12 protein-coding genes are annotated in these 10,853 nt (G+C 70.9%); 4 read left to right on the top strand and 8 right to left on the bottom strand.

Annotated elements, in window-relative coordinates; genetic code table 11:
• From ABS52_18550 to ABS52_18540, 3 genes are all read right to left on the bottom strand, one after another.
• Positions 1–1,560 (bottom strand): hypothetical protein (locus tag ABS52_18550; protein ODT00431.1); only part of this gene is annotated, 1,560 nt, incomplete at its 3' end.
• Positions 1,557–2,066, bottom strand: a complete 510-nt coding sequence (locus tag ABS52_18545; GenBank protein ID ODT00433.1) for a hypothetical protein — start codon at positions 2,064–2,066, stop codon at positions 1,557–1,559. The genes ABS52_18550 and ABS52_18545, both read right to left, overlap by 4 nt.
• Before the next feature lie 36 nt (positions 2,067–2,102).
• On the bottom strand, positions 2,103–3,215 hold the full coding sequence (locus ABS52_18540) for a glycine cleavage system protein T (GenBank protein ID ODT00430.1): 1,113 nt from the start codon (positions 3,213–3,215) through the stop codon (positions 2,103–2,105).
• A gap of 282 nt (positions 3,216–3,497) precedes the next feature.
• Between ABS52_18540 and ABS52_18535 the strand changes: the two genes are divergently transcribed.
• The 3 genes from ABS52_18535 to ABS52_18525 are packed head-to-tail and all read left to right on the top strand — an operon-like array spanning position 3,498 to position 5,382.
• Positions 3,498–3,986 (top strand): hypothetical protein, encoded by a 489-nt coding sequence (locus tag ABS52_18535; protein ODT00429.1) that lies wholly within the window; start codon positions 3,498–3,500, stop codon positions 3,984–3,986.
• Positions 3,983–4,366, top strand: a complete 384-nt coding sequence (locus ABS52_18530) for a hypothetical protein (protein ID ODT00428.1) — start codon at positions 3,983–3,985, stop codon at positions 4,364–4,366. The genes ABS52_18535 and ABS52_18530 overlap by 4 nt, the downstream gene beginning before the upstream one ends.
• A complete protein-coding gene (locus tag ABS52_18525) occupies positions 4,354–5,382 on the top strand; it encodes a hypothetical protein (GenBank protein ODT00427.1) in 1,029 nt (342 codons plus the stop codon). Before ABS52_18530 ends, ABS52_18525 begins: the two co-directional genes overlap by 13 nt.
• Here the strand turns inward: ABS52_18525 and ABS52_18520 are convergent.
• Positions 5,375–5,764 (bottom strand): hypothetical protein, encoded by a 390-nt coding sequence (locus ABS52_18520; GenBank protein ODT00426.1) that lies wholly within the window; start codon positions 5,762–5,764, stop codon positions 5,375–5,377. The genes ABS52_18525 and ABS52_18520 overlap by 8 nt on opposite strands.
• 605 nt (positions 5,765–6,369) lie before the next feature.
• On the opposite strand from ABS52_18520, the gene ABS52_18515 reads away from it, so the two are divergent.
• A complete protein-coding gene (locus tag ABS52_18515) occupies positions 6,370–6,561 on the top strand; it encodes a hypothetical protein (protein ODT00425.1) in 192 nt (63 codons plus the stop codon).
• Positions 6,562–6,676: 115 nt separating this feature from the next.
• Here ABS52_18515 and ABS52_18510 read toward each other — a convergent pair whose 3' ends face one another.
• The 4 genes from ABS52_18510 to ABS52_18495 all read right to left on the bottom strand — a co-directional run bounded on the left by ABS52_18510 (position 6,677) and on the right by ABS52_18495 (position 10,748).
• Positions 6,677–7,588, bottom strand: a complete 912-nt coding sequence (locus tag ABS52_18510) for an ornithine carbamoyltransferase (protein ID ODT00424.1) — start codon at positions 7,586–7,588, stop codon at positions 6,677–6,679.
• A gap of 174 nt (positions 7,589–7,762) precedes the next feature.
• On the bottom strand, positions 7,763–9,226 hold the full coding sequence (locus ABS52_18505; GenBank protein ODT00423.1) for an HslU--HslV peptidase ATPase subunit: 1,464 nt from the start codon (positions 9,224–9,226) through the stop codon (positions 7,763–7,765).
• Between the two features lie 72 nt (positions 9,227–9,298).
• Positions 9,299–9,850: an HslU--HslV peptidase proteolytic subunit gene (locus ABS52_18500; protein ID ODT00422.1), complete on the bottom strand. Its 552-nt coding sequence runs from the start codon at positions 9,848–9,850 to the stop codon at positions 9,299–9,301.
• A 7-nt stretch (positions 9,851–9,857) separates the two neighbouring features.
• Positions 9,858–10,748 carry a hypothetical protein gene (locus ABS52_18495; GenBank protein ODT00432.1) on the bottom strand — a complete coding sequence of 297 codons (891 nt, stop codon included), beginning with the start codon at positions 10,746–10,748 and terminating at the stop codon, positions 9,858–9,860.
• Positions 10,749–10,853 lie beyond the last annotated feature (105 nt).

The following is a 10,853-nucleotide window of genomic DNA, read 5'->3' as shown; positions in this document are numbered from 1 at the left end:
CTCCCCCTCCCCATCCCCCCGCCCCTCGTCAGGCACCAGGTGGTACTCGCGCAGCTTGCGGTACAACGTGCGCTCGCCAATGCGCAGCACCTCGGCCGCCTTTCGACGGTTGCCGCGCGAGTTGCGCAACGCCGCCTCGATCGCCGCCCGCTCCACCTCGGCCATCGTCATCCCCGGGCGCAGCGTCACCCCCTCCTCTTCGGGCACCGGCGCCATGGGCTCGATCCCCCCCGCCAGCCCGGGATACGCCGGCCCCGCGCGCACCTCCCCCAGCCAGTGCCCAGGCACCGGCTGCGTGGCCTCGTCCATCCGCCGGCGCAGCTCCTCCACCTGCAGCTTGAGCTCCACCAGGCTGCGCACGATGAACTCCAGCTCGCGCCCCTCGGCCCCCGCGTGCGCCCGCATCATGGCCCCGATCGGGACCGGCAACAGCCGCGACCCCCCCTCGCGAATCTGCGGCGGAATGTCCCCCGGCCCGATCTCGTGTCCGGGGGCCAGCACCACCATGCTCTCCACCAGGTTGCGCAGCTCGCGCACGTTCCCCGGCCAGGCATAGTCCACCATCAGCTGCATCGCCTCGGGGCTGATCCCGTGGAACGGGCGGTCGTGCTGCCGCGACAGCTCGCGCACGAAACGCCTGACGAGGATCGGGATGTCGCCCTTGCGCTCGCGCAGCGGCGGGAGGTACACGCGCAGCACGTTGAGGCGGTAGAACAGGTCGGCCCGGAAGGCCCCCTGCTCCACCGCCTCGCGCAACGGGGCGTTGGTGGCCGCCACCACCCGCACGTCCACCGGGATGGTCGCCGTCCCCCCCACCCGCGTCACCTCGCGCTGCTCCAGCACCCGCAGCAGCTTGACCTGCACGCTGGGGGGAATCTCCCCGATCTCGTCCAGGAAGATCGTCCCCCCGTGCGCCAGCTCGAAGCGCCCGATGCGCCGCTCGGCGGCCCCGGTGAAGGCCCCCTTCTCGTGCCCGAACAGCTCGCTCTCCAGCAGCGTCTCGGGCAGCGCCCCCACGTTGACGGCGATGAACGGCTTGTTGCGGCGCGGGCTGAGCTGGTGGATGGCGCGCGCCACCAGCTCCTTCCCCGTCCCGCTCTCCCCCTCGATGAGCACCGTGCTGCTGACGGGGGCGGTCTGCTCCACCTTGACCAGCACCTCGCGGATGGCGTCGGACTCGCCGATGAGCCCCGTGACCGCCGACAGGCGGCGGCGCTCCACGATGCGGCGCACCACCGCCGCCCCCTCGTCAGGCGGGACGGGCTTGGCCAGCACCTCCACGTAGCCCACGGCGCGCAGGCGCTCGTCGATGACGGGGTCGCGCACGTCGGCGAAGCCCACCACCGCCACGTCGTCCCACAGCAGCGCGCGCACCACCTGCACGTGCTGCGGGTCCAGCAGCCCCCCGGTGAAGACCACCACCTCGGGCTTGTGGCGCCGGATGGCGGCGCGGATGTCGTCCAGCGGCGAGACGACCTCGGTCTCGACCCCCTGCTGCTCCAGCAGGGCGTTGAGCCGCACCGCCGGCTCCACGTCGGTCAGGGTGATGAGGACGCTCATGCGGTGGGGGTGTCCGGGGCGCCGGGGGAGTGGTCGGTGGCCCGGTCGCGGACGATGGCCACGGCGTGTCGTATGACGGGGGCAAGCGCCGCCAGCCCGTCGCGCACCCCGCCGGTGGAGCCGGGGAGGTTGACGACCAGGGTGCGCGCGCGCGTCCCGGCCACGCCGCGCGAGAGGGCGGCGCGGGGAAAGCGTTGCAGCTCCAGGGCGCGCAGCCGCTCGGCGATGCCGGGGGCCTCGCGCTCGATCACGGCGCGCGTGGCCTCGGGGGTCACGTCGCGCGGCGAGAGCCCCGTCCCCCCGGTGGTGACGATCACGTCGGCCTGGTCGCCGTCGCACCAGGCCAGGAGGGCGCGGACGATCTCCACCGTGCTGTCGGCCACGATGCGGCGCGCCGTCACCGTGGCGCCCTGCTCCAGCGCCCAGGCGGCGATGGCGTCGCCCGACGTGTCGGCGCGCCCCCCGCGCGCCCCGGCGTCGGAGATGGTGAGGATGGCGACGCGCATGGCCGCCGCGGTGGTCCCCAATGCTGCAGCCGCCGCCTAGCGGTGCGACCCGTTCTTGTAGAACGGCGGCTTGACCACGGTGGCGGCCACGCGCTTGCCGCGGATCTCGACCTCGAAGCCGGTCCCTTCCTTGGCCGAGGGGGTGGGGAGGTAGCAGGTCCCGATGGGGATGCCGAGCGAGGGGGACATGGCGCCGCTGCACACCGTGCCGCTGGGGAGCCCGTCGCAGAAGACGGGGTAGCCGTGGCGGGGGATGGCGCGCTCGGAAAGGGTGAAGGCGACGAGCTTGCGCGCGACCCCCTGCTCCTTCTGCCTGACGAGGGCGTCGCGCCCGGTGAAGTCGCCCTTGGCCAGCTTGGTGATCCAGCCGAGGTTGGCCTCGAGGGGGGTGACGGTGTCGTCGATGTCGTTGCCGTAGAGCGCCATCCCCATCTCGAGGCGCAGCGAGTCGCGGCAGCCGAGTCCCGCGGGGGTCACGCGCGCGTCGGCGGTGAGGGCATTCCAGACCGTTTCGGCGTGGGCGGGGTCGAAGTAGAGCTCGAAGCCGTCCTCGCCGGTGTAGCCGGTGCGCGAGACGTGCATGGGGCCCACGCCGGCCACGCGCCCCATGACGAAGTGGTAGTAGCCGATGGCCGAGAGGTCCACGTCGGCCAGCGGCTGCAACACGTCCTTGGCCAGGGGGCCCTGGAGGGCGAGGAGCGCCACCTGGTCGCTGACGTCGGCCAGGGTGCAGTCGAAGCGGTGCAGCTGCTTCGAGATGTGGGCGAAGTCCTTGTCCTTGTTGGAGGCGTTGACGACCAGGAGGATGCCGTCGTCCTCGCGGTAGACCAGGCAGTCGTCCTCGAAGGTGCCGCGCTCGTTGAGGATGCCGGAGTATTGCACCTGCCCGACCTGGAGGGTGGCGGCGTTGTTGGTGGTGACGGCGTTGACGAAGTCCACCGCCTGGGGGCCGCGGACGGTGAACTCGCCCATGTGCGACACGTCGAAGAGGCCGCAGCGCTCGCGCACCGCCTTGTGCTCCACGGTGATCCCGGTGGGGTACTGCACCGGCATCTCGTACCCGGCAAAGGGGACCATCTTGGCGCCGAGCGCCACGTGGATGGCGTGGAGGGGGGTGCGCTTGAGGGGGGCGGAGGTGGACTGGTCCATGACGCCGTGCGGGCCTGGGGAGAGGGAGAGGCGGAACCGGGTGCCGATTTGGCAGTGGGAGGGAATATGGCGGGGGGGGCGAGGGGATGCCACCCGTGACCGGGATTCGTGCGGGGGGCGTAACTCGTTGCGCGTGCGCCATATCACGCCGCGTTTGGCGTGGGCAAAGGGGGCCACGAGGTCGTTACGCCCGTTGCGGCGCCCTCGTCTAGTGAAGTGACCACGAGGGTGCGCGGGGGCGAGAGGGCTCCCGGCGTCCCGAGGCTGTATGCCCCCTTCCAGGTGCAGCTGATGATGCAACTCAGGTTGCGGCGCGGGATGACGATGGTGGAGCTGATGATCGTCATCACGATCACGTCGAGCCTCGCCCTGCTGGCGGCGCCGCGCTTCAAGGCGCTGCGCGAGCGGAGCGCGCTGCGTTCGTCGCGCCAGCAGATCGAGGCGATGATCGCCACCGCGCGGGCCGCCGCCATCCAGAAGGGGCGGAGCGCGACGTTCTACGTGAACGGGCAGGCGGTCGGGGTGCGGGTGGTGGTGAACGACGCCGGGAGCACGGTGAACCTGGTGGCGCCGACGCGCCTGGACTCGTTGCACGGGGTGACGTTGACGCTGGGGGGGAGCGCCGACACGGCCATCGTCTTCTCGCCGCGCGGCTACGCCACGCCGCGGCTGGGGGGGACGGTCGTCTACACGCTGCAGATCGGGAGTCGCCGGGATTCCACCTGCGTGACGTCGATCGGGCACATCCTGGGACAAGCATGCGCCAAGTGACGAAGGGACGCCGCCGCGCGCGCGCCGAGGCGCGCCGCGGCATGACGCTGATCGAGCTGATGGTGGCGATGGTCCTGCTGGGGGTGGGGATGCTGGGGCTGGCCGGGTTGTCGCTGACGGTGGGGCGCCAGTTCGGGACCGGGGCGCGCCAGGCCGACGCGGCGCTGGTGGTGCAGTCGCGCATCGACTCCATCTCCACCGTGTCGTGCCAGACGCTGGCCCCCTCGGGGCCGGTGTCGGGGACGACGGTGACGCGCGGGATCACGGAGAAGTGGACCATCACCGACGGCAACGACATCAAGACGATCGTCGACACCGTCACCTTCAAGGGGCGCGTGAAGCCCCTCGTCTACACGAGCATCATCCCATGCCGCGACTGACGCCCACCGCCAGGCGAGCCGGGGGGCGCGCCGGGGCGCGCGCCGGGGGGCGCGCCGGGTTGCGCGCCGGGGCGCGCGCCGGGTTGCGGGGCGCGCGCCGCGGCTTCTCGCTCCCCGAGCTCATCATCACGCTCTTCCTCCTCTCCATCGTGGGGACGGCGATCGTGCGGGTCTTCACCAAGCAGCAGCAGTCGTACAAGGACACGGCGAAGACGGCGACGATGCGCCGCGAGCTGCGCATGAGCGGGATGCTGATGACGCAGGACGTCCGCTCGATCTCGAGCTCGGGGGGCGACGTGCTGGAGATGAGCGAGCAGCGGGCCGGCTTCAACGGGACGTACGGGAGCTCGATCGTCTGCGCCAAGGGGGCGAACACGCTGTACATCCCTCCCCCGGGGCTGGTGCACCACGAGCTGACCAGCTGGACGTCGTTCCCGAAGGTGGGCGACACCATCTACGTGTACAACGACTCGCTGCTGGCGGGGGCCGAGGACGATGTGTGGCAGAAGCTGGCGATTGCCGACATCGACAAGAACCTGGCCGCCTGCCCCGGGGCCCCGTTCACCGACCCCGTGCTCGACGCGCCGGCGGTGAAGCCGCGCTACAAGATCACGGTGAGCTATCCGTCGCCGTCGACGCAGATCGGCGACTCGGTCAAGGTGGGGGCGGTGATCCGCTTCACGCGCCCGATGCGCTACGAGCTGTTCCAGCCGTCGGGGAGCGGCAAGTGGTACCTGGGCTTTTCCGAGTATTCGGGCGGGGCGTGGACGGCGGCCGAGCCGGTGGCCGGGCCGTTCCGCCCGTTCGTTGCAGGTGACGGGACGCCGTCGGGGCTGCAGTTCCGCTACTACGACAGCCTGGGGACGCGCCTCACCAGCATCACCGACAAGCTCCGCCTGTCGCGCGTGGACGTGTACACGCGCGCCGAGGGGGGCGCGTCGGCCGTCACCGAGCGCCAGGGGGCGCTGATGACCGACTCCACCCTGTTCCGCATCGGACTGAGGAACTTCAAATGAGCGACGACGCTGTGGTGCTGCACGACGAGGGGGCCCGCGCGCCCCGCGAGGAGGGCGGGCGCCGTGGCGCCGCGCTGCTGACGGCGTTGATGGGGATCGTGGTGATCTCGATCATCGTGTCGGGGGCGTTCTTCACGTCGACCCAGGAGTTTCGCGGGGGGCGCAACCAGCTGGTGGAGCAGCGGGCCTTCGCGGTGGCCGAGTACGGGCTCAACGCCGAGGTGTCCAACTGGGACCGCGGGCGCAACCTCCCCGGGGGGATGCAGGTGGGGCAGGTCGATTCGTCGCGCGTGTACGTGGCGGCGGGCGACACGGCGCGGGTGCGCATCACGCGCCTGACGCCGAACTCCTTCTGGGTGGTGTCGGAGGGGTACGCGAGCATGCAGAGCCAGGCGATGGAGTCCAAGCGCGTGACGAACGCCTACGTGCGGCTGGCGTATCCGTCCATCACGCCCAAGGGGGCGATCACGACGGCGGGGAACGTCTCCATCACGGGGAGCGCCATGGTGGACGGCGACAACGTGAACCCGACCGGGTGGACGCAGTGCGATTCCATTTCCGGGGCGACCGTCCCGGCGCTCGTGGTGGGTCCGTCGGCGACCGTCAGCTACAAGCCGCAGAACATCGGATCCACCCCGGCCATGGTGCGGGACTCGGCGGCGGCGGACTCCAACACCTACGTGCGGTACGGGACCGAGAGCTGGAACTCGCTCACCTCCAACGCCGACATCAAGATCGGGGGGGGGATCTGGAACTCGAACATCGGCCCGGTCGGGACGGCCACCACGTGCGACGCCTCGGTGATCACCAACTGGGGCGAGCCGTTCCGCCCGGGGGCGGTCAAGGGGTGCTGGAACTACTTCCCGATCATCTACTCCTCCGGGTCGCTCAAGCTGAACGGGAACGGCTACGGTCAGGGCGTGCTGCTGGTCAACGGCGACTTCGAGATCAACGGCAACTTCGAGTGGTTCGGCCTCATCGTGGTGCGTGACGAAGGGGAACGGGACGGCGCAGGTCCACGGGGCGATCTACTCCGCCAACATGAACCTCGCCGATCCCACCAACTTCTGGGCGGGGAACCAGACGGTCCAGTATTCCAAGTGCGCGATCGAGAGCGCGCTGCGCGGCTCGGCGATCCTGACGCGGGTGAAGGAGCGGCACTGGTCGCAGCTGCAATAAGCGGCCGCCCCGGATCGCGGGGGAGTCGCGAAGGGCCCGCCTCGATGGAGGCGGGCCCTTCGTGTAGCTGGCGGGATGGCCGGCGGGGGCCGGGTGGCGCGGTGCGCGCGCCGCCCTACAGCGCCTCACCCCCCATCAGCACGGCCATGATGGCCTTCTGGACGTGCAGGCGGTTCTCGGCCTCGTCCCAGACGCGGCTCTGCGGGCCGTCGATGACCTCGGCGGCCACCTCCTCGCCCCGGTGCGCGGGGAGGCAGTGGAGGAAGATGGCGCCGGGGCTCGCCTGGGCCATGAGCGCGGCGTCGACCGTGTAGCCGGCGAAGGCGCGCTCGCGTTGCGCCTGCTCCTCCTCCTGCCCCATGGAGGCCCAGACGTCGGTGGTCACGACGTGGGCGCCGCGCACCGCCTCGCGCGGGTCGCGCACCAGGGCCACCGGGGCGTGCGCGCGGGCGCGCGCCAGGAGCTCGGCGTCGGGCTCGTACCCCTCGGGGCACGCCAGCCGCAGCTCGAGCCCGAGCCGGTAGGCCGCGTTGAGCCACGAGTTGGCCATGTTGTTCCCGTCGCCGACCCAGGCCACGACCTTCCCCTCCAGGGGGCCGAGGTGCTGGCGGATGGTGAGGATGTCGGCCAGGATCTGGCAGGGGTGGAGGTAGTCGGTGAGCCCGTTGATGACCGGGACCGAGGCGTCGCGCGCCAGGTCGACGACGTCCTGGTGGGCGAAGGTGCGGATCATGATCCCGTCGACGTAGCGCGAGAGGACCCGGGCGGTGTCGCCGATGGGCTCGCCGCGCCCGATCTGGACGTCGCGAGGCGACAGGAAGAAGGCCGCCCCCCCCAGCTGGTACGTCCCCACCTCGAACGAGACGCGCGTGCGGGTGGAGGCCTTCATGAAGATCATCGCCAGCGACTTGCCGGCGAGCGGCTTCTTGTCGTATCGCCCGGCGCGCATGGCCTCCGCAAGCCCAAACAGGGATTGCAGCTCGCCGGCGGAGAAGTCGGGGATGGCCAGGAAGTCGCGGTGGGACATGGGAGAGACGGGAGACGGGAGACGGGAGATGGGAGTCGGGACGTCGCCCGGAAAGAGGAGGGAGCAAATCTACATGCCTCGCCGTCCCCCCAACACTCCGCACGGCGCTCTTCTCCCCGTGCCCCACCGAACTCCCGTCCCCCGTCTCCCGTCTCCCGTCTCCCGTCTCCCGTCTCAGAGGATGTACTTCCTCAGGTCCTCGTCCTCCAGCACCCCCCTGAGCCGTTCCTGCACCATGGCGCGGTCGACGGTGACCTCCTTGACGGCGGGGTCGGGGAGGGTGAAGAGGATCTCCTCGAGGAGCGTCGTCATCACCGTGTGCAGGCGGCGGGCGCCGATGTTCTCCATGCGCACGTTGGCCAGGGCGGCCAGGCGCGCGATCTCGGCGACGCCGTCGGGGGTGAAGGTGAGGCGCGCCCCCTCGGACTCCACCAGCGCGGCGTACTGCCGGGTGAGGGCGTTCTCCGGTTCGGTCATGATCCGCACGAAGTCGCCCTCGGTGAGCGGCTTGAGCTCGACGCGAATGGGGAAGCGCCCCTGCAGCTCGGGAATCAGGTCGCTGGGCTTGGAGACGTGGAAGGCGCCGGCGGCGATGAAGAGGACGTGGTCGGTCTTCACCATCCCGTACTTGGTCTGCACGTTGGACCCCTCCACGATGGGGAGGAGGTCGCGCTGCACCCCTTCGCGCGAGACGTCGGGGCCGTGCGACTCGCCGCGCGTGCTCGCGATCTTGTCGATCTCGTCGAGGAAGATGATCCCCATCTTCTCCACGCGGGCGAGGGCGTCGGTGACCAGGTCCTCCTTGTCGATGAGCCTCTCCAGCTCCTGCTCCACGAGGATGCGGCGCGCCTCGCTCACCTTGACGTGGCGCTTCTTCGTCCGCTTGGGGAGCATCTCCTTGAGCATCTCGCCGAACGACTCCATCCCCTCGGGGGCCCCCTGGGGGGTCATGACGTCGAGCACCGTGGGCGCGGGCTGCGCCACCTCGACCTCCACCTCGCGCTCCTCGAGCTGCCCGTCGCGCAGGAGCTGGCGGAGCTTGTCGCGCGTGCGCTGGTAGCGCTCGCGGGCGGCGTCGCCTCCCGGCTCGTGCTGCACGGCGCCGCTGGAGGAGACGACGAAGACGTTCGGCGCCGCCGAGGCGTCGCGGGGCCCGCCGCCGGCCGCACCTTCCTTCTTCGCCTCCTCCGGGACGGGGAGGAGGAGGTCGAGGAGGCGTTCGTCGACGCGTTCCTGCGCCAGGTCCTCCACCTCGTCCTCGCGCTCGGTGCGCACCATGTCGATGGCGCTCTCCACCAGGTCGCGCACCATGGACTCGACGTCGCGCCCCACGTAGCCGACCTCGGTGAACTTGGAGGCCTCGACCTTGACGAACGGGGCGCCGGAGAGGCGCGCCAGGCGGCGCGCGATCTCGGTCTTCCCGACGCCGGTGGGGCCGATGAGGATGATGTTGTTGGGGGAGATCTCGGTGCGAATGGGCTCGGGGGCGCGCTGGCGGCGCCACCGGTTCCGCAAGGCGATGGCGACGGCCTTCTTGGCGTCGTCCTGGCCGACGATGTAGCGATCGAGCTCGGCGACGATCTGGCGCGGGGTGAGGTCGGCGAGGCGGGCGAGGGCTTGCTCGATTCGGGAGGACATGGACGGGAAGACGGGGGACGGGAGTGGGGAGTCGGGAGTCGGGAGTGGGGGCGCGCGGGGGCCCGTGGCTCGTTAGGCGGTGGGTTCGAGGAGGGTGATGTTCGTGTTGGTGTACACGCAGATCTCGCCGGCGATTTCCAGCGACTTGCGCACGATCTCCACCGGGGCAAGCTGGGTGTTGGCCACGAGGGCGCGGGCGGCGGCCAGCGCGTAACTGCCGCCCGAGCCGATGGCGAGGATCCCGTCGTCGGGTTCGATCACGTCGCCGGTGCCCGACAGGAGGAAGCCGTTGTGGACGTCGGCGACGATCAGGAGCGCCTCCAGGCGCCGGAGGACGCGGTCGGAGCGCCACTCGCGCGCCAGCTCGACGGCGGCGCGCGGGAGGTTGCCGCTATAGCGCTCCAGCTTCTCCTCGAACTTGTCGAAGAGGGTGAAGGCGTCGGCGGTGGCGCCGGCAAAGCCGGCGACGACGCGCCCGCCGGCCAGGGTGCGCACCTTCTGGGCGCGCGCCTTCATCACGGTGTCGCCCTGGGTCACCTGCCCGTCGCCGCCGATGGCGAGCTTGCCGTCGCGGCGGACGGCGACGATGGTGGTGGCGTGGAAGCCGGGAAAGGATGAGGTCATGGTGTCGTCAGGCGCGTGGGTGGGCCTTGTGGTGCACCTGCTTGAGCCGTTCCACGCTGGTGTGGGTGTAGATCTGGGTGGTGGAGATGGAGGCGTGCCCCAGGAGCTCCTGCACCGCCCGCAGGTCGGCGCCGGCGTCGAGGAGGTGCGTGGCGAAGGTGTGGCGCAGCGAGTGCGTCGACAGCCCGGCATCCTCGTCCACCTGGTCCAGGAACCGGGTCACCACGAGCTGGATGGCACGCGCGCCGAGGCGCTTTCCGGTGCGTGACAGGAAGAACGCCGCCCGCTCGGCGCGGGATCCCACCTGGCGGAGGAGCTCGTCGCGCTTGGCCTCGTAGTTCCGGAGGGCGCGCTGCGCGTGGTCGCCGATGGGGACGATGCGCTCCTTGCGCCCCTTGCCGCGCACCTTGACCTGCTGCGAGACGAGGTCGAGGTCGGTGGTGTTGATGCCGCGCAGCTCCGACAGTCGGAGCCCGGTGGAGTAGAAGAGCTCGAGGATGGCGAGGTTGCGGACGTCGGTGAAGTGTCCTTCCATGGCGCGCGCCTCGGCGGCCTGGAAGAGGAGGTCCACCTGGGCGCGGGCGAGGTAGCCGGGGAGATATTTCTCCAACTTGGGAGAGCTGACGGCGCGCGCGGGGTTGAGCTGCACCAGTTCCTCGCGCTGCAGGTAGCGATAGAAGGTGCGGAGGGCGGAGAGGGCGCGGGCGATGGAGCGCTTGGCGAGCCCCTTGCGGGTGAGGAAGCCCAGGTAGCCGCGCATGGTGAGGCGGTCGACGGCGTCCCAGGCGAAGCCCTCGGCGCCGTGTTGGGCCGAGAGGTAGGCGACGAAGGTGTCGAGGTCGCGGGCGTAGGCGCTGAGGGTGTGCGGGGAGACGTCGCGTTCCTTCTCGAGGTGGATGAGGAAGTCGCTGAGCTGGGGGGGGCGAGGCGAGGATTCCGCCTGGCCGGGAAGGGAATGGTGGGGGGAATCCGGGGAGGGGGAGGTATTTTCGAAAGCGGGGGG

The sequence above is a fragment of the Gemmatimonadetes bacterium SCN 70-22 genome (genome assembly GCA_001724275.1).
Taxonomy (GTDB): domain Bacteria; phylum Gemmatimonadota; class Gemmatimonadetes; order Gemmatimonadales; family Gemmatimonadaceae; genus SCN-70-22.
This window is presented reverse-complemented; position numbering and strand designations above follow the sequence as displayed.